Raw genomic sequence first — 17,554 nt, forward strand, 5'->3', positions numbered from 1 at the left:
GCAGTGACTACTTCTGGTAGATCGCCTCGATCTCGTCCGCGTAGTCCTTCGCCACCACGTTGCGCTTGAGCTTCAGGGACGGCGTCAGGTGGCCCGACTCCTCCGTGAACTGGGAGGACAGAATGCGGAACTTCCGCACCGATTCCGCCTTCGACACCGCGGCGTTGCCGTCGTCGATCGCGGCCTGGATGGCAGCGTTCAGGTCCGCGTCCCCGGCCAGCGACGCCGCGGTGGCATCCGCCGGCTTGCCGTGCTCGGCGGCCCAACGGCCCAGGAACTCCTCGTCGATGGTGACCAGCGCACCCACGAAGGGCCGCCCGTCGCCGACGACCATGCACTCCGCGACCAGCGCGTGGGCGCGGATACGGTCCTCGATCACGGCCGGGGCGACGTTCTTGCCGCCCGCGGTGACGATGATCTCCTTCTTGCGGCCGGTGATCCTGAGGTAGCCGTCCTCGTCGAGGGTGCCGATGTCCCCGGTGTGGAACCAGCCGTCGGCCAGCGCCTCGGCGGTCGCGGCCTCGTTGTTCCAGTAGCCCTTGAACAGGTGCTCGCCGTGCAGCAGCACCTCGCCGTCGTCGGCGATGCGGACCACCGAGCCCGGCAGCGGCTGGCCGACCGTGCCGATCTTCTGCCGGTCCCAGGGGTTGAAGGCGGTGGCCGCACAGGACTCGGTGAGGCCGTAGCCCTCCAGGACCGTGAAGCCGATGCCGCGGAAGAAGTGGCCGAGCCGCTCACCGAGCGGGGCGCCGCCGGAGATGGCGTACTCGCCCTTGCCGCCGAGGACCGCGCGCAGCTTGCTGTAGACCAGCTTGTCGAAGGTCTTGTGCTTGATCTTCAGACCGAGGGACGGGCCCGACGGGGTGTCCAGCGCCTTGCTGTACGCGATCGCGGTGTCGGCGGCCTTGTCGAAGATCTTGCCCTTGCCGTCCGCCTGCGCCTTCGCGCGCGCCGAGTTGTAGACCTTCTCGAAGACGCGCGGGACGCCCAGGATCAGCGTCGGCCGGAAGGAGGCCAGCTCGTCGGTGAGGTTCTTGATGTCCGGGACGGTGCCCAGCTTGATCGGCGCCATCATCGGCGCGACCTGCACGAGCCGCCCGAAGACGTGCGCGAGCGGCAGGAAGAGCAGCACGGAGCACTCGCCGGTGCGGAACAGCGGGCGCAGCCGCTCCACGACGTTGCCGCACTCCGCGAAGAAGCTGCGGTGGGTCAGCACACAGCCCTTGGGGCGACCGGTCGTACCGGACGTGTAGACGATGGTCGCCGGGTCGTCCGCCTTCGCCAGCGAACTGCGCTCCTCGACGGCGGCGTCGGTGATGTCCGCGCCCAGCCGGCCCAGCTCCTCGACACCCCCGCCCTCGATCTGCCAGACGTGCTTGAGCGCGGGCAGCCGGTCGCGTACCGACTCCACGGCCGCCGCGTGGTTGTCCAGCTCGACGATGCACGCGGTCGCGCCGGAGTCGGCGAGGATCCACTGGATCTGCTCGGGCGAGCTGGTCTCGTACACCGGCACGGTGACCGCGCCCGCGCACCAGATCGCGAAGTCGAGCAGCGTCCACTCGTAGCGGGTCCGCGACATCAGGCCCACCCGGTCGCCGGGCTGCACACCCGAGGCGATGAGGCCCTTGGCGGCCGCGTGCACCTCCGCGAGGAAGGTCGTGGCCGTCACGTCCTGCCAGGCGCCGTCGACCTTGCGGGCGATGACGGCGACGTCGGGATGCTGCGCGGCGTTTCTGCGGACGATGTCGGTGAGGTTTCCGTCCGCAGGGACCTCGTACAAGGCCGGAAGGCTGAACTCGCGCAAGACTGCTGCTCCTAATAAGGCGCCGGCGCCACGACGTTGTGCGATGCGACGGTGCGGTCCAAGGCTCGGGCAGGTGCTCAGGGATTCACATGTTGAAATCCCGAGCACGACTGGACTGCCCGGACGTTACCCGCCGGTATGGCGTCTCCGACAGGGGGTCCCGGCGAGATGTTCGCTGCGTCACACGGATTGGTGTTTCTCAGCGCACAGTAGTCGAGGCATTTGATGACTGGCCAGTAACCGCAGGTCCGGCCGCCACTGTTCACGTATGCCGCACACGCCTACCCTTGATCGCCATGGCACCCTCACCACCCGGAAACCGCAGGACACGCGTACATGTGGTCAGCGACGTGCACGGCAACGCCCGTGACCTGGCCAGCGCCGGCGAGGGCGCGGACGCCCTGATCTGCCTGGGTGACCTGGTCCTCTTCCTCGACTACGCCGACCACTCCCGCGGCATCTTCCCCGACCTGTTCGGCACCGAGAACGCCGACCGCATCGTCGAACTGCGCACCGCCCGCCGCTTCGAGGAGGCCCGCGAGTTCGGCGCCCGCCTGTGGGCCGGGATCGGTACGGACCGGGCGAGCGCCATCGAGAAGGCCGTACGCAAGCAGTACGCCGAGATGTTCGCCGCGTTCCCGACACCGACGTACGCCACCTACGGCAATGTCGACATGCCGCCGCTGTGGGCGGAGTACGCCGGACCGGGCACCACGGTCCTCGACGGCGAGCGCGTGGAGATCGGCGGCCGGGTCTTCGGCTTCGTCGGCGGCGGCCTGCGCACCCCCATGCGCACGCCGTACGAGATCAGCGACGAGGAGTACGCGGCGAAGATCGAGGCGGTCGGCGAGGTCGACGTGCTGTGCACCCACATCCCGCCCGAGGTGCCCGAACTGGTCTACGACACCGTCGCGCGCCGCTTCGAGCGGGGGAGCCGGGCGCTGCTGGACGCGATCCGGCGCACCCGGCCCCGGTACGCGCTGTTCGGTCATGTCCACCAGCCGCTCGTGCGCCGGATGCGCATCGGGGCGACCGAGTGCGTCAACGTCGGACACTTCGCGGGGAGCGGCCGGCCGTGGGCGCTCGAATGGTGAGCGGTCGGTGAAGCCCGAATGGTGACGGGCGGTGAAGTCGGCCGCTCACGTGCGCGGTAGCCTTCACGCTGCACACACGTGCGCACGCTTCATGACCTACCGGCCCGCATCTGGAGGAGCCACGGCGATGGCGGAACACACCAGCTCGAGCATCACGATCGAGGCGGCACCGGCCGACGTCATGGCGGTGATCGCCGACTTCGCCCGCTACCCGGACTGGACCGGCGAGGTGAAGCAGGCGGAGGTCCTCGCGACGGACGCCGCCGGCCGCGCCGAGCAGGTACGGCTCGTCATGGACGCCGGCGCCATCAAGGACGACCAGGTGCTCGGCTACACCTGGACCGGCGAGAACGAGGTCTCCTGGACGCTGGTGAAGTCCCAGATGCTGCGCCAGCTCGACGGGTCGTACCTCCTCAAGGCCACCGGCGCGGGTTCCACCGAGGTCACCTACGTCCTGACCGTCGACGTCAAGATCCCGATGCTGGGGATGATCAAGCGCAAGGCCGAGAAGGTCATCATCGACCGGGCGCTCGCCGGGCTGAAGAAGCGGGTGGAGTCCGGGGCGAAGTAGGGATTCGCCGCGGGGGGATCTACCGTTCACTCCCATGCGCACCCTCCTGATCACCGGTCCCGGCGGCAGCGGTCGTACGACCCTTGCCGCCGCCACCGCACTCGCCGCCACACGCGCGGGTGACCGGACCCTCCTCCTCAGCGGCGACCGGACCGACACCCTCGGCGCGGTCCTGGGTGTGGCCACGGGGCCGGTGCCCGTCGAGGTCCGGGAGGGACTCACCGCCTGGCGGCCCGACGCGACCGCCGGGTTCCGGGACGACCTCGCCGGCTTCCAGGAGCGCGCCTCCTCCGTCCTCGACCTGCTCGGCGCCTCCCGCCTCGACCCCGAAGAGGTCACCCCGCTGCCCGGCGCCGAGGAGCTCACCCTCCTGCGGGCCCTCCGGGACGCGGCCCTCTCCGAACGCCACGACCTGCTCGTCGTGGACCTCCCGCCCACCCCGCAGGCCCTCGCCCTCCTCGCCCTCCCCGAGGAACTGCGCCGCTATCTGCGCCGACTGCTGCCGCCCGAACGGCAGGCCGCGCGGGCGCTCAGGCCCGTGCTCGGACGGCTGGCCGGGGTGCCGATGCCCTCGGAGTGGCTGTACGAGACCACCGCGCGCTGGGACCTGGAACTCGCCGCCGTCGAGGCCGTCATCGCCGACCGGAAGACCGTCGTACGGCTCGTCGCCGAACCGGGTCCCGCCGGCGCCGACGCCGTGCGCGACGCCGGCCTCGGGCTCGCCCTGCGCGGGCTGCGGCCCGAGCACCTGATCGCCAACCGGGTCCTTCCCGACGCGCCCGCCGACAGCTGGCTCGCCGGGCCCGTCGCCCAGCAGCGCAAGACGCTGGAGGAGTGGCGGGAGTCGTACGAGGTCGTGGAGATCGCCCACCCCGGACGGGACCCGCGCGGCCTCGACGACCTCGACGCACTCGCGGTGCCCGGGGCGCCGGAGGCCTCGTCGTGTGTCGAGTGGCCGGTCGTCGACCGGCTGGCCGAGGACGGCGTGCTGGTGTGGCACGTGCCGCTCCCCGGCGCCATACGCGACGCGCTGGACCTCATCCGGCGAGGGGACGAACTCGTCGTCGCTGCAGGGCAGTTCCGGCGGATCGTGCCGCTGCCGTCCGCGCTGCGCCGGTGCACCGTCGCCGGGGCCGCGCTGCGGGACGGGGAGCTGCGTGTCCGGTTCGCGCCGGACCCGGATCTCTGGCCGCAGACCCGGTGAATCCGGTGCGGCCGTTCGGGTAACGTCGTAGGGACGAAACGCAGTCAGGAGTCCGTCATGAGCGAAGAGCTCCGCCCGTCAGACGCCGCTTCGGAGCGCGAGGCCGAGGCTGCGGATGAGGTGCGGGCCACCGACGCCGACGCGTGGGCGACGGCGTGCGCCGAGGATCTCGCGGCGGAGAAGGCCCGTCGCCGCGCCAGTTACGGTCCGCCGCCCGGCTCGGCCGCGGAGGAACTGCGCAAGCTCGTCGACGCCGTCAGCGACAAGCTGTCGTCGATCCAGTCGCCGCTGTTCGGGGCGGTCGCCGGACCGGCCGCCCAGCAGGTGGTGCAGCAGGTCGTCCAGCAGGCCAAGGCCGCCGTCGAGCCCGTCATCGAACGCAACCCGGACGTCTTCGACCACCTGGCAGCCGCCGGCAACGAACTGCTGGCCGCCTACCGCTCCGCGGTCCAGGCCCAGGAACAGCGCTGGACCCAACGGGACACCAAGCCCCGGGAGGGCGGCGAGGAGGCCGGTCCGGGGGAGCGCATCGACCTGGACTAGAGGTGGGCTCAGGTACGGTGGGCCGTAGCGGGGCTCGACCGAAACTGAGGGATTCATGGGACTCACCATCGGCGTCGACATCGGCGGCACGAAGATCGCGGCCGGCGTGGTCGATGAGGAAGGCAACATCCTCTCGACCTTCAAGGTGCCGACCCCGGGCACGCCCGAGGGCATCGTGGACGCCATCGCCTCCGCCGTCGAGGGCGCACGCGCAGGTCACGAGATCGTCGGCGTGGGCATCGGAGCCGCCGGTTACGTCAACCGGCAGCGCTCCGAGGTCTACTTCGCGCCCAACATCGACTGGCGCAACGAGCCGCTGAAGGACAAGGTCGAGGCCCGCGTCGGCCTCCCTGTCGTCGTGGAGAACGACGCCAACGCGGCCGCTTGGGGCGAGTACAAATTCGGCGCCGGCAAGGGCCACCGCAACGTCATCTGCATCACGCTCGGCACCGGCCTCGGCGGCGGCATCATCATCGGCAACAAGCTGCGCCGCGGCCACTTCGGCGTCGCCGCCGAGTTCGGCCACATCCGCATGGTGCCGGACGGCCTGCTGTGCGGCTGTGGCTCGCAGGGCTGCTGGGAGCAGTACGCCTCCGGCCGCGCCCTCGTGCGGTACGCCAAGCAGCGCGCCAACGCCACCCCCGAGCGCGCCGAGGTGCTGCTCGCCCTCGGCGACGGCACCCCCGAGGGCATCGAGGGCAAGCACATCTCCGTCGCCGCCCGGCAGGGCGACCCGGTCGCCGTCGACTCCTACCGCGAGCTGGCCCGCTGGGCCGGCGCCGGCCTCGCCGACCTGGCCTCCCTCTTCGACCCGTCCGCCTTCATCGTCGGCGGCGGCCTCTCCGACGAGGGCGAACTGGTCCTCGACCCCATCCGCAAGTCGTACAAGCGCTGGCTGGTGGGCGGCAACTGGCGCCCGGTGGCGGATGTGATCGCGGCTCAGCTGGGCAACAAGGCGGGGATGGTCGGAGCGGCGGACCTGGCACGGGAACCCGACCCGATCATGTAATCGGGGGGCCGGGGGAAGGCTCTTGGGGGCGCGGGGCTGTGTAAATATGCGGCTCCGCCGCGTGGGCGCGACAAGCCACGACGGCGGGCCAGTCGCGCACATACACCTCGCGCCCCGAGCTATTGGGCGCAAAAATCAACGACATGGCACCTGACGATTCAGCCCTCGTCCGAGTCCTCAGCTACAACGTCCGCTCACTCCGCGACGACACCGCCGCCCTCGCCCGAGTCATCAAGGCCTGCGCCCCCGACCTCGTCCTCGTCCAAGAAGCCCCCCGCTTCTTCCGCTGGCGCAAGAAACTCGCCCGCCTGGCCCGCGCAGCCGACCTCGTCATCCTCACCGGCGGCGCGACCGCCGCGGGTCCGGCCATCCTGTGCGACCTCCGCGCCACCGTGGAGCGCACCGAGGACGTCCTCCTCCCGCTCACCCCCGGCCAGCACCGCCGAGGCTTCGCGACCGCCGTCGTCCGGTTCGGCAACGCCCGCCTCGGCGTACTCAGCTGTCACCTCAGCCTCCAGAAGGACGAGCGCTACGAGCAGGCCGGCATGCTCCTCGACCGCCTCGCCGGCATGGGCGTGGAACACGCCGTCGCGGGCGGCGACCTCAACGAACGCCCCGGCGGCCGTACGTTCCGCCGCCTCGCCGAGAACCTCCAGGACTGCTGGGCGGTGGCCCCCGAGGGCGGCGAGCACACCTGGACCCACAGCGAGCCGCACCAGCGCATCGACGCCATCTTCGCGACGAAGGGCATCGAGGTGCTCGGCTGCGGGGTGCCGGCGCACCTCCCCGAGACAGACCTGAGGGCGGCCACCGACCACCTCCCGGTCCTGGCCACCCTCAAAGTCCCTGCCGACTAGACGACCGCACCGCGCCCGGGGTCGTCGTCCTCGTCCTCGTCCGTCCGCATCCGCATCACCAGCGTCGCGAACCCGCCCAGGAAGCCGCCGATCCCGATCGTGGCGAGCCACCAGGTCATGTCCCAGCGGAGCAGTATCGCCAGCAGCAGGAGCAGCGGGCCGCCCAGCACCGCGAGCCAGGCGAACTTGGCCGTGGTGTCGGCGTCCGGCAGTGGGGGCGGCTCCGGCGGGACGAAGTGGCCCTCGTCGTCCTCGTCGAAGTCGTCCTCCGTCGGCTCCGGCGCCGTGTAGTCGCGCGGGCCGACGCCGGGCGCGAAGGCGACGGAGCTGCCCAGCGGCTTGGCCGGCGCGGGCTTCTCGTCCGCCTTCGGCGACTCCGCGGCGGACGCGTCCGTGTCGGTGTCGTTGGTCAGCAGGGCCAGGTCCTCCACCGACTTGAACGGCTTGGCGCCCGGCGGGTCCGGCGGCTCCTCGCCGTACCCGGCGACGATCGCCTCCCAGGCGGCGGCCTCGTCGAAGGGGACGTGCTGCTCCTCCGGGCCGAGACCGTCGCGGTCCTCGCGGTCGTCGCGGTTCTCCCGGTCCTCGCGGTCCGAGTCGTACTCAGCCACGTACGGCCGTCCCTTCCTTGCTGCCGGAGCCGGCGGCGAGCCGGCCGATGAACGCGGAGCTCTCCTCGAAGATCCGCTCCGCGTCATGGTCCAACGTCGCCACGTGATAGCTCTGTTCCAGCACGATCTCCGTCACGTCCGTCGACGACACCCGGCTCAGCACGCGCGCGGAGTCCGCCGCGGGCACGACATGGTCCTCGGCGCTGCGCAGCAGCAACAGCGGCTGGGTGACCTGCGGCAACTCGCCGTCGACCAGCCGGAAGAAGGCCCGCAGGGAGTGCGCGGCGTGCAGCGGCACCCGGTCGTAGCCCAGCTCGTGCCGGCCCTCCTTGGCGATGTCGTCGGCGATGCCCGGCGTCGACCGCAGGAGATGACGGGCCACCGGAAGGGCGTACGGCGCGAGGCCGTGCATACGGTTCGCCGGGTTGACGACCAGCACGCCCCGCACCGCGTCGCCGTGCTTCGCCGCCAGCCGCAGCGCCAGCGCGCCGCCCATCGACAGGCCGGCCACGAACACGTCGGCACAGCGCTCGGTGAGGGCGCGCAGTTCGCGGTCCACCTCGGCGTACCAGTCCTGCCAGCCGGTGAGCTGCATGTCCTCCCAACGGGTGCCGTGGCCCGGCAGCAGGGGCAGCGACACCGTCAGGCCGCGCTCGGCGAGGTGCTCCGCCCAGGGGCGCAGCGACTGCGGGGAACCGGTGAAACCGTGGCAGAGGAGGACACCCGTCTCCCCGCCCTCATGGCGGAACGGCTCGGCTCCAGGGAGGACCGGCACCTTCGGTCTCCTGTTCATGGGGTCGGTTGCGTGTTCATGGGGTCGTGCGCAGGTACTTCACCGTACGCGACCGCACTGACACCGACCAGGGTCGTCGGGTCCTTTGACGGTGCTCCGGGTTAAGGTCTGATCGACAGACACAGGAGGCACTCGGTTGTTGTACGGAACGATGAAGGTCGCCATCGGAGGGCCGCTGAAGGTCGCCTTCAGGCCCTGGGTGGAGGGCGCCGAGAACATTCCGGCCGAGGGCCCCGCGATCCTGGCGAGCAACCACCTCTCCTTCTCGGACTCCTTCTTCCTGCCCGCGGTCCTCGACCGCAAGGTCACCTTCATCGCGAAGGCCGAGTACTTCACCACGCCCGGCGTGAAGGGCCGCCTGACGGCCGCCTTCTTCAAGGGCGTCGGCCAGCTGCCCGTGGACCGCTCCGGCGCGCGCGGCGCGGGCGAGGCGGCCATCAAGAGCGGTATCGAGGTCCTGGAGCGCGGTGAGCTGTTCGGGATCTACCCGGAGGGCACCCGCTCGCCCGACGGCCGCCTCTACCGGGGCAAGCCGGGCGGCCTCGCGCGCGTGGCGCTCGCCACCGGCGCGCCGGTCATCCCGGTCGCCATGATCGACACGGAGAAGATCCAGCCGCCTGGCAAGGTGATGCCCAAGATCATGCGGCCGGGCATCCGCATCGGCAAGCCGCTGGACTTCAGCCGGTACCACGGCATGGAGCACGACCGGTTCGTGCTCCGCGCGGTGACCGACGAGGTCATGTACGAGATCATGAAGCTCTCCGGCCAGGAGTACGTCGACATCTACGCGACCGCCGCCAAGCGGCAGATCGCGGAGGCGGCCAAGGCCCAGAAGGAAGCCGAGAAGGCGGCGAAGGCCGCCGTCGCACAGGCTGAGAAGGAACGCGCCGAGTCCTGACAACGGGACATCGGGTGTGTGGGGGGTGGGGGACGTGGCCAGGCGTGAGCGTGTCATGAGGATGTCGGTCGAGCTGCCGTTGTGGCGTGCGCTCACCGGCTACCGGGTGCTGACCATGCTGTACGCGGTGGGCCTGTTCGCCACGCAGTACGACGACTACGACCGCCCGGGCATCGCCATCGGCTACTTCGTCGTCCTGTGCGCATGGACGCTCGCCACGCTGCCCCGCGTCCAGAACGAGGCGGCCTGCACCAAGCGCTTCCTCGCCGCGGACCTGACCATCGCGCTAACCGGCATCGTGCTCACCCCGCTGGTGGTCAACGACGCGCACATCGACAGCGGCGGGCCCACCCTGCCGTCGATATGGACGGCCGGATCGGTCCTCGCGTTCGCCATCAAGGGCGGCTGGCGCTGGGCCGCGTTCGCCTCCACGCCGGTCGCCGTCGCCAACCTCATCGAGCGCGGCGCCCCGGCCCGGGACACCATCCACAACGTGATCCTGGTCTGGGTCGCCTCCATCGCCATCGGCTACGTCGTCGAGGTCGCCCGCGCCTCCGAGCGCACCCTCGCCCGCGCGCTGGAGATCGAGGCGGCGACCAGGGAGCGGGAGCGGCTGGCCCGGGACATCCACGACAGCGTGCTCCAGGTGCTGGCCATGGTGCAGCGGCGCGGTGCCGTCCTCGGCGGCGAGGCGGCCGAGTTGGGCCGGATGGCGGGCGAGCAGGAGGTCGCGCTGCGCACCCTGGTCTCCGGCGGGCTGACGCGGGTCTCCTGGGCGTCCGAGGACGCGGCCCAGGGGGCGGTCGTACGGGCCGTCGACGAGCCCGATCCCGAGGGCCCCGTCGATCTGCGCACGCTGCTCGCCCCGTTCGCCGCCGCCAAGGTCAGCTTCGCCGAGCCCGGTGCTCCGGTGGAGCTGCCCCCGGCCGCCGCGAGGGAGCTGGCCGCCGCGGTGGGGGCCACCCTGGACAACGTACGGAAGCATGCGGGGGAGCAGGCGCGCGCGTGGATCCTGGTCGAGGACGAGCCCGACGAGGTGATCGTGACCGTACGGGACGACGGGCCCGGCATCCCCGAGGGGCGGCTCGCCCAGGCCGAGGGCGAGGGGCGGATGGGGGTGGCCCTCTCGATCCGGGGGCGGCTGCGCGACCTCGGCGGCAGCGCCGAGCTGATCTCGGTGCCCGGGCAGGGCACGGAGGTCGAACTGAAGGTACCGAAGGCTTCACGGGGGAAGGCAGGACAGCGATGAGTGAGCAGCAGGGCCCGATCAAGGTGATGGTGGTCGACGACCACCCGATGTGGCGCGACGCGGTCGCCCGCGACCTGGGCGAGTCCGGCTTCGAGGTGGTGGCCACCGCGGGCGACGGCGACCAGGCGGTACGCCGCGCCAAGGCGGCCGGGCCCGATGTGCTCGTGCTCGACCTGAACCTGCCGCTCAAGCCCGGCGTCCAGGTCTGCAAGGAACTCGTCGGCCACAACCCGGCGTTGCGGGTCCTGGTGCTGTCCGCCAGCGGCGAGCACGCGGACGTGCTGGAGGCGGTGAAGTCGGGCGCGACCGGCTATCTGCTGAAGTCGGCGTCCACGGAGGAGCTGCTCGACGCGGTGCGCCGGACGGCGGTCGGCGACCCGGTGTTCACCCCCGGCCTCGCCGGTCTCGTCCTCGGCGAGTACCGCCGCCTCGCCTCCGAGCCCGCGCCCGCCGCCGACACCGACCAGCCCAAGGCGCCCGAACTCACCGACCGCGAGACCGAGGTGCTGCGCCTCGTCGCCAAGGGCCTGAGCTACAAGCAGATCGCCGAGCGCCTGGTCATCTCCCACCGCACGGTCCAGAACCACGTCCAGAACACCCTCGGCAAGCTCCAGCTGCACAACAGGGTGGAGCTGGTCAGGTACGCGATAGAGCGCGGCCTGGACGACGAGTAGACAGACCATCGGTTCTGCCGACGAGAAAACCAGCCGACGAGTAAACCAACCGCTCGCTGATTCACCGGAATTGCCCTTCCTGCCCATCCCTGTGTGACCTGGATCACCATTAGCGTGGCCTACACCAGGCAACCGCGGCGAAGGGACATTTCCATGCGGGTCGGAGTACTGACCGGAGGCGGCGACTGCCCCGGGCTCAACGCCGTCATCCGGGGCATCGTCCGCAAGGGCGTGCAGGAGTACGGCTATGACTTCGTCGGCTTCCGGGACGGCTGGCGCGGGCCCCTGGAGGGCGACACCGTCCGCCTCGACATCCCCGCCGTGCGCGGCATCCTGCCCCGCGGCGGCACCATCCTCGGCTCCTCGCGGACGAACCCCCTGAAGCAGGAGAACGGCATCCGCCGGATCAAGGACAACCTCGCCAAGCTGGAGGTCGACGCGATGATCGCGATCGGCGGCGAGGACACCCTGGGCGTGGCCGCACGCCTCACCGACGAGTACGGCGTCCCCGTCGTCGGCGTACCGAAGACCATCGACAACGACCTGTCCGCCACCGACTACACCTTCGGCTTCGACACCGCGGTCGGCATCGCCACCGAGGCCATCGACCGGCTGCACACCACCGCCGAGTCCCACATGCGCGTCCTGGTCTGCGAGGTGATGGGCCGGCACGCCGGCTGGATCGCCCTGCACTCCGGCCTCGCCGGCGGCGCCAACGTCATCCTCATCCCCGAGCAGCGCTTCGACGTCGACCAGGTGTGCGCCTGGATCACCTCCCGCTTCAAGGCGTCGTACGCCCCGATCGTCGTCGTCGCCGAGGGGGCCATGCCGAAGGACGGCGACATGGTCCTCAAGGACGAGTCGCTGGACTCCTTCGGGCACGTCCGGCTGTCCGGGGTCGGCGAGTGGCTCGGCAAGGAGATCGAGAAGCGGACCGGCAAGGAGGCCCGGACCACCGTGCTGGGGCACATCCAGCGCGGGGGCACCCCCAGCGCCTTCGACCGCTGGCTCGCCACCCGCTTCGGGCTGCACGCCATCGAGGCGGTGCGGGACGGCGACTTCGGGAAGATGGTCGCGCTGCGCGGCACCGACATCGTGCGCGTGCCGATCTCGGACGCCACGGCCAAGCTGAAGACGGTCGACCCGGAGCTGTACGCGGAGGTCGGGGTGTTCTTCGGCTGAACGCCCCGTTTCCACAAGGCGAGTTGACCTCTGGGCCCGGACGCCGTCACGGTTGCCGTGGCGGCGTCACGGACGGCACAGGGGAGACCGGATGGTCGGGTGGTGGAGCGCACGGGAGTTACGGGCCCTCCTCGAGCGGTACGACGACGTCCTCGCCGCCGTCTGGCCCGCGTTCCGGGACGGCACGCCGGTGCCGCTGTCCACGGGGGACGAACTGCGAGGGGTCGGCCAACTGCTGGCGGCGGCCGGGCGTTCGTACGGTGCCGGCGAGAATCCACCCGAGACGGCGGTGATCGTCCTCGCCGTCGCCCGGGGCCACCGCATGAATCCGGCGGCCACGCCCGCCGCACTGCGCCCGCTGATCGACCCGACGGCACCTCTCGACGTCGACGGCGTGAACTTGGCGGCCCAGATGGCCGTCCGCTTCTTCCAGCTCGTCAAGGACGAGAGCACCCCGCATCACCTGCGTCGCTGGTGCGTGGACGCCGCCCTGCTCTGCGGCACCCGTTGCCTGGGCGGCTCGGCCGTCGACGACCCGCGCCGGCCGCGGATGCTCGCGTTCCTCTCGGACATCGCGGCGCTGCGGTTCAAGGAGAGCGAGGACCCCGCCGACGAGGAGACGGCGATCGCCCACGTCCGCACGGCCTACGAGCTGCGCACACCGAGGGACCCGGCGGCCGAGTGGGCCGCCGCACTCGCCCGGCTGCTGTCACAACGCTGCGCCCGCCTGCGGGACGCCTCCGGCATGGCCGGCGTGCCCGCCCTCGTGCGGACCGCCCTCGCCGAACTCGACCCCGACAGCCCCCAGTGGCTGGCGCACGCCATGACGGCCGTGGGCGCCTTCATCACCGCCACCGTCCACGAGACGAAGAACGTCGAACTCCTCGACGAGGCCCTTGAGTTGCAGCGCGAGATCTTCCGCCACCCGCGGTTCGCCGCCCACCGGGAGGGCATGGAGCCGACCTTCGCGGGCCTGCTCGCCCAGCGCTTCGCCCGCCGCCGCGACCTGGACATCCTCCACGAGGCCGTCCAGGTCTACGAGAAGCTGTACGCCGCCGAGCCGCGCCGCTTCGCCGCCGACCTCGGCCGCCACCTCCAGTACCGCTACCAGATGCGCGGCGACAGCGCGGACCGGCGCCGCGCGCTGGAGCTCATGGGCGAAGGCCTGACCGGGCCGGACGTTTCGGCCGAGGCCGTGAGCTCGTACTGCACCGCCACGGCGCACGAGTTCCGGGAGACCGGCGAGGCGGAGGTGATCACCCGCGCCCTCGCCGTCGTCACCCCGCTCGTCTCGCCGGGCGGCCCGCACGCCGACGACTCCTCGGCCCAGCGCGGCCTGTGCACGCTGCGGCTGGCCCGCGCCGAGCGCGAGACCGAACCCGACTTCGGCCCCGCCGAGGAGGCCGCCCGCCGGGCCGTGGCCGTCGCCGACTCCGCCATCGACCGGGCCCGCGGCCTGTCCCTGCTCGCCACGGTGCTGGTGCACCGCTACCGCTTCGGCTACGACCTGGCCGTGCTCGACGAGGCCGTGGATCACAGCCGCCGGGCCTTCGACACCCTGTCCGGCACGGACACGCACAGGGAGGACCTGATGGGCCTGCGCAACAGCCTGATCATGGTCCTCGCCGAGCGGCACACCCGCACCGGGCACCTCGCCGCCCTGCGCGAGGCCATCGACGTGGCCGAGGAACTGGTCGCGGATCTCCCCAAGTTCGAGGCGGAGACCCCGGTCGTCCTCGACAACCTCACCACCCTGATGATCGAGTACGCCCGCCGCACCAAGGACCGCACCGAACTGGTCCGCGCCCAGCAGCTGGTGAAGCGTGCCCTCGGAGTCCTACGGCCCGACCATCACGGTCGGCACCATCTGGAGGGCGCGCAGGGCAGCCTCCTGCTCGCCCGCATCAGCCTGCCCAGCGCCGACGCCGACGTCGTCGAGACCGCCGTGGCCCACTTCGAGCGAGCCCTCGCGGACCCGCCCTCGGACGTGCTGCGCCGCGCCGCCCTCTACGGCAACCTGGCGCACGCGCTGCGCGAACGCCACCGGCGCACCCGGGACCGCGAGGACCTCGACATCGCGCTCGCGGCCGCCCTCAAGTGCGTGCGCCTCATGCCGGCCGGGCATCCGCTGCGCGGCGGCGCGCTGGGCGCCCTGTCCTGGGTGCTGGCGGACATCTCCGAGGCGGACGGCGGCTACGACGAGATCCGCGAGCAGGCGCTCGCCGTCAACTCTGAACTCGCCGCCGACCCGGCCCTGTCCCCGAGCGTCCGGGTCGCGGCCTCGCTGCGGCTGGCGGGCGTGGCGCACGCCCTCGGGGAGGGGGAGCGGGCGCTGGCCGCGATGCGCGACGCGATCGACACGCTCCCGCTGGTCGTGTGGCGCGGCGGCGACCGCTCGGACCACGAACAGGCCCTCAGCGGCACCGAGTTGGGCTCGTTCGCCGCCACGGTCGCACTGGCCGCCGGGAAACCGCACGACGCCCTGGAGCTGCTGGAGGCGGGCCGAGGCGTGCTCGCCGCCCAGGCCCTCGAACTGCGCACCGACGCCGAGGACCTGACCGTCGCCCACCCCGAACTGGGCGCCCGTTTCACCCAGTTGCGCGCGGAGCTGGAACGGGTCGCCGACGACCTCTCCGCACCCGGCGCCGACCGCCGCCACCGGCTGGCCCGCGTGTGGCAGGAGACCCTGGGCGAGATCCGCTCCCGGGACGGCTTCGCGGACTTCCTGCGTCCGCCCGGTGCCGGGCAACTGGCGTCGGCGGGCGCCCACGGCCCCGTCGTGGTCCTCACGGTCGGCGAGGAGGGCACCGGGCACGCCCTGCTCCTCGACGGCACCGGCCTCAAGGTCTGCCCGCTGCCCGGCCTCACCCACCAAGAGGCCCGGGAGCGCAGCGAGTTGCTGTTCCAGGCGGTCGCCGCCGCCGGACGCTCCGGGCTGGCCCGCGCCTTCGCCGAACAGTTCGTCGGGGACCTCCTGGAGTGGCTGTGGACCACGGTCGCCGAGCCCGTCCTCGACACCCTCGGCATCACCGGCCCGCCCCCGCCCGGCGCGGAGCCGCCCCGACTGTGGTGGTGCCCTTCCGGGCCACTGACCTTCCTCCCCTGGCACGCCGCGGGCGCCGTGCCCGACCGGGTCGTCTCCTCGTACACCCCGAGCCTCGCGGCCCTGCTGCGGGCGCGGGAGAAGGCAGCCGCCGGGGACCGCGACCCGCTGATCGTCGCCGTCCCCGACCTGGCCGGCCAGGCACCGCTGCCCGGCGCCCTGCGGGAGGCCGAGCTGGCGCACCGGGCGGTCGGCGGCGAGCTGGTGCGGGGAGCGGGGGCACGCGCCGACGCCGTACGCGACGCGCTGCACGCCCACCCCTGGGTGCACTTCGCCTGCCATGGCGTCCAGGACCCCGAACAGCCCTCACAGGGACGGCTGTTGCTCCCTGGCGGCGCCCTCTCCGTCCTCGACGTCACCCGACTCCACCTGCCCGCCGCCGAGTTCGCCTACCTCTCGGCCTGCGAGACCGCCGTCGGCGGTACCCGGCTGCCCGACGAGGCGCTGCATCTCGCGGGCTCGCTCCAACTCGCCGGGTTCTCCCAGGTGATCGGCACGTTGTGGCGGGTGGACGACGACTCGTCCGCGGAGATCGCCGCACAGGTCTACGGTCGGCTGGCCGTCGCGGGTCCAGGGGCGCCGCCTGCCGCGCGGGCCCTCCATCACGCCGTACGACGGCTGCGGGAGCGGCATCCGGGGCAGCCGTTGAGCTGGGCCGCGCATGTGCATTCGGGGGCGTGAGAGGCCTGAGCGGCTCTACGATCGGTCCCGTGGAACCAGCCGACAGTGATCTGCACGCTGAATTCTGCCGGGAGTTGGCGGCCTTGCGGCTCTTCAGCGGGCCCCGGCGCGCGGCCCTGGAACAGGCGGTACGACGGTTGCGTGAGGGGGCGGCCATCGGCGAGGTCATGGCCGCCCTCCCGGTCAGCGTCACCGAGCCGCTGCGCGGCCGGAACGCCCCGCCCCCGGTCGCCACCCACGGACCACCCGTCCCCGGCGCCTACCTCTGCCCCGTGGGCGCCTGCCACCGCGTCGAGCAGCGGTACGCCGGTGACGGCCCACCCGAGTGCCTCGTCCACGAACGCGTCCTGACCTTCGTACCGGACGCCTGAGGACCGGCCGGTGACCGGGTTCCTCGCCGAGCTGGGCCGGAAGCTGGCCGAGCGCTGGTTCACGCTGCTGGTCCTGCCGGGGCTGGCCTATGTCCTGGTCGCCGCCGCGGCGGTCAGACTGGGGCAGAGCGACTGGCACGACCGGCGTGAGCTGTGGGACGGCTTCACCGCGCTCACCGAGGGGGACCCCGGCCGCCAGGACGCCCTCGTGGTGCGGGCGATCCTGCTGGTCCTGGCCGCCGTACCGGTCTCGGCGGCGCTCGGTGTGCTGGCGCAGGCGCTGGCCGGCCCGGTCGAGCGCGCCCTCTGCGGCCCCTGGCCGCGCCCCTTCGCGGGCCTGTCCGCCCGCCGGACCCTCCGCCGCGCCGACGACTGGGCCGCCGAGGACGCCGCCTACCGTGAGCACCGCGACCCGGAGCGGGCCGCCCGGCGCAACGCCCTCTCCCTCATCCCGCCCGAGCACCCCACCCGCCTCGGCGACCGCCTCCGCGCCCCCGCCGTCCGTCTCCGCCAGGAGTACGGCATCGACCTGGCCACCGTCTGGCCCCGCCTCTGGCTCCTGCTCCCCACCCCGACCCGCGACGCCCTCACCGAGGCCCGCACCCGCCTCGACACGGCGTTCACACTCGGCGGCTGGGCGGTGCTGTATCTGCCGCTCGCCCTGTACTGGTGGCCCGCGGCGCTGATCGCGCTGGTCACCGCGCTCGTCTCCCGGCGCCGCGCCACCCTCACCGCCGAGGTCTACGCCGAGCTCGTCGAGGCCACCGTCGATCTGCATCTGGACCGTCTGCACAGCCGCCTCGCCGAACCCCGCCCGTCCCCGCAGCAGGGCCGGGCGCTCACGGAGCGGCTCCGCAGAGGTCTCTGAGCCCCTCCGGACGTATATTCGGCCATACCCCACCAGAACGGG

16 protein-coding genes are annotated in these 17,554 nt (G+C 72.2%); 13 read left to right on the top strand and 3 right to left on the bottom strand.

Going from position 1 to position 17,554, the window contains the following annotated elements; all coding sequences use genetic code 11:
* Positions 1–7: 7 nt before the first annotated feature.
* A complete protein-coding gene (locus IQ210_RS18005; RefSeq protein ID WP_194080052.1) occupies positions 8–1,804 on the bottom strand; it encodes an AMP-dependent synthetase/ligase in 1,797 nt (598 codons plus the stop codon).
* A 296-nt stretch (positions 1,805–2,100) separates the two neighbouring features.
* Between IQ210_RS18005 and IQ210_RS18010 the strand changes: the two genes are divergently transcribed.
* The 6 genes from IQ210_RS18010 to IQ210_RS18035 all read left to right on the top strand — a co-directional run bounded on the left by IQ210_RS18010 (position 2,101) and on the right by IQ210_RS18035 (position 7,082).
* Positions 2,101–2,898 carry a metallophosphoesterase family protein gene (locus IQ210_RS18010; RefSeq protein ID WP_194080053.1) on the top strand — a complete coding sequence of 266 codons (798 nt, stop codon included), beginning with the start codon at positions 2,101–2,103 and terminating at the stop codon, positions 2,896–2,898.
* A gap of 127 nt (positions 2,899–3,025) precedes the next feature.
* Positions 3,026–3,469: an SRPBCC family protein gene (locus tag IQ210_RS18015; protein ID WP_194080054.1), complete on the top strand. Its 444-nt coding sequence runs from the start codon at positions 3,026–3,028 to the stop codon at positions 3,467–3,469.
* Between the two features lie 34 nt (positions 3,470–3,503).
* Complete coding sequence (locus IQ210_RS18020; protein ID WP_194080055.1) at positions 3,504–4,673, top strand: ArsA family ATPase; 1,170 nt, start codon at positions 3,504–3,506, stop codon at positions 4,671–4,673.
* A 57-nt stretch (positions 4,674–4,730) separates the two neighbouring features.
* The gene (locus IQ210_RS18025) at positions 4,731–5,216 is read left to right on the top strand and encodes a DUF5304 domain-containing protein (RefSeq protein WP_194080056.1); all 486 of its coding nucleotides are present in this window, start codon (positions 4,731–4,733) and stop codon (positions 5,214–5,216) included.
* Between the two features lie 55 nt (positions 5,217–5,271).
* Positions 5,272–6,225: an ROK family glucokinase gene (locus tag IQ210_RS18030; protein WP_194080057.1), complete on the top strand. Its 954-nt coding sequence runs from the start codon at positions 5,272–5,274 to the stop codon at positions 6,223–6,225.
* 143 nt (positions 6,226–6,368) lie between these two features.
* The gene (locus tag IQ210_RS18035; RefSeq protein ID WP_194080058.1) at positions 6,369–7,082 is read left to right on the top strand and encodes an endonuclease/exonuclease/phosphatase family protein; all 714 of its coding nucleotides are present in this window, start codon (positions 6,369–6,371) and stop codon (positions 7,080–7,082) included.
* On the opposite strand, the gene IQ210_RS18040 is transcribed toward IQ210_RS18035, so the two are convergent.
* Both IQ210_RS18040 and IQ210_RS18045 read right to left on the bottom strand, forming a co-directional pair.
* The gene (locus IQ210_RS18040) at positions 7,079–7,693 is read right to left on the bottom strand and encodes a hypothetical protein (protein ID WP_194080059.1); all 615 of its coding nucleotides are present in this window, start codon (positions 7,691–7,693) and stop codon (positions 7,079–7,081) included. The two genes, IQ210_RS18035 and IQ210_RS18040, sit on opposite strands and share 4 nt — an antisense overlap.
* Positions 7,686–8,468 carry an alpha/beta hydrolase gene (locus IQ210_RS18045; RefSeq protein ID WP_126271422.1) on the bottom strand — a complete coding sequence of 261 codons (783 nt, stop codon included), beginning with the start codon at positions 8,466–8,468 and terminating at the stop codon, positions 7,686–7,688. Before IQ210_RS18045 ends, IQ210_RS18040 begins: the two co-directional genes overlap by 8 nt.
* 169 nt (positions 8,469–8,637) lie before the next feature.
* Between IQ210_RS18045 and IQ210_RS18050 the strand changes: the two genes are divergently transcribed.
* The 7 genes from IQ210_RS18050 to IQ210_RS18080 all read left to right on the top strand — a co-directional run bounded on the left by IQ210_RS18050 (position 8,638) and on the right by IQ210_RS18080 (position 17,512).
* Entirely contained in the window at positions 8,638–9,384 is a 747-nt protein-coding gene (locus IQ210_RS18050) for a lysophospholipid acyltransferase family protein (protein ID WP_194080456.1), read from the top strand.
* A 34-nt stretch (positions 9,385–9,418) separates the two neighbouring features.
* Positions 9,419–10,633 (top strand): MacS family sensor histidine kinase, encoded by a 1,215-nt coding sequence (gene macS, locus IQ210_RS18055; RefSeq protein WP_194080060.1) that lies wholly within the window; start codon positions 9,419–9,421, stop codon positions 10,631–10,633.
* A complete protein-coding gene (locus tag IQ210_RS18060) occupies positions 10,630–11,307 on the top strand; it encodes a response regulator (RefSeq protein WP_194080061.1) in 678 nt (225 codons plus the stop codon). Before macS ends, IQ210_RS18060 begins: the two co-directional genes overlap by 4 nt.
* A 153-nt stretch (positions 11,308–11,460) precedes the next feature.
* Positions 11,461–12,489: a 6-phosphofructokinase gene (locus IQ210_RS18065; RefSeq protein ID WP_194080062.1), complete on the top strand. Its 1,029-nt coding sequence runs from the start codon at positions 11,461–11,463 to the stop codon at positions 12,487–12,489.
* A gap of 91 nt (positions 12,490–12,580) precedes the next feature.
* The gene (locus tag IQ210_RS18070) at positions 12,581–16,273 is read left to right on the top strand and encodes a CHAT domain-containing protein (protein ID WP_194080063.1); all 3,693 of its coding nucleotides are present in this window, start codon (positions 12,581–12,583) and stop codon (positions 16,271–16,273) included.
* Positions 16,274–16,302: 29 nt separating this feature from the next.
* Positions 16,303–16,644 (top strand): hypothetical protein, encoded by a 342-nt coding sequence (locus IQ210_RS18075; RefSeq protein WP_194080064.1) that lies wholly within the window; start codon positions 16,303–16,305, stop codon positions 16,642–16,644.
* Between the two features lie 10 nt (positions 16,645–16,654).
* Positions 16,655–17,512 (top strand): hypothetical protein, encoded by an 858-nt coding sequence (locus tag IQ210_RS18080; RefSeq protein ID WP_194080065.1) that lies wholly within the window; start codon positions 16,655–16,657, stop codon positions 17,510–17,512.
* Positions 17,513–17,554 lie beyond the last annotated feature (42 nt).

The sequence above is a fragment of the Streptomyces justiciae genome, assembly GCF_015163075.1.
Classification (GTDB): domain Bacteria; phylum Actinomycetota; class Actinomycetes; order Streptomycetales; family Streptomycetaceae; genus Streptomyces; species Streptomyces justiciae.

Coding starts and splice junctions, on each gene's coding strand:
- IQ210_RS18020 (WP_194080055.1), top strand. CDS start 3,504: ATGCGCACCCTCCTGATCACCGGTCCCGGCGGCAGCGGTCGTACGACC.
- IQ210_RS18025 (WP_194080056.1), top strand. CDS start 4,731: ATGAGCGAAGAGCTCCGCCCGTCAGACGCCGCTTCGGAGCGCGAGGCC.
- IQ210_RS18065 (WP_194080062.1), top strand. CDS start 11,461: ATGCGGGTCGGAGTACTGACCGGAGGCGGCGACTGCCCCGGGCTCAAC.
- IQ210_RS18030 (WP_194080057.1), top strand. CDS start 5,272: ATGGGACTCACCATCGGCGTCGACATCGGCGGCACGAAGATCGCGGCC.
- IQ210_RS18070 (WP_194080063.1), top strand. CDS start 12,581: ATGGTCGGGTGGTGGAGCGCACGGGAGTTACGGGCCCTCCTCGAGCGG.
- IQ210_RS18010 (WP_194080053.1), top strand. CDS start 2,101: ATGGCACCCTCACCACCCGGAAACCGCAGGACACGCGTACATGTGGTC.
- IQ210_RS18050 (WP_194080456.1), top strand. CDS start 8,638: ATGAAGGTCGCCATCGGAGGGCCGCTGAAGGTCGCCTTCAGGCCCTGG.
- IQ210_RS18035 (WP_194080058.1), top strand. CDS start 6,369: ATGGCACCTGACGATTCAGCCCTCGTCCGAGTCCTCAGCTACAACGTC.
- IQ210_RS18060 (WP_194080061.1), top strand. CDS start 10,630: ATGAGTGAGCAGCAGGGCCCGATCAAGGTGATGGTGGTCGACGACCAC.
- IQ210_RS18015 (WP_194080054.1), top strand. CDS start 3,026: ATGGCGGAACACACCAGCTCGAGCATCACGATCGAGGCGGCACCGGCC.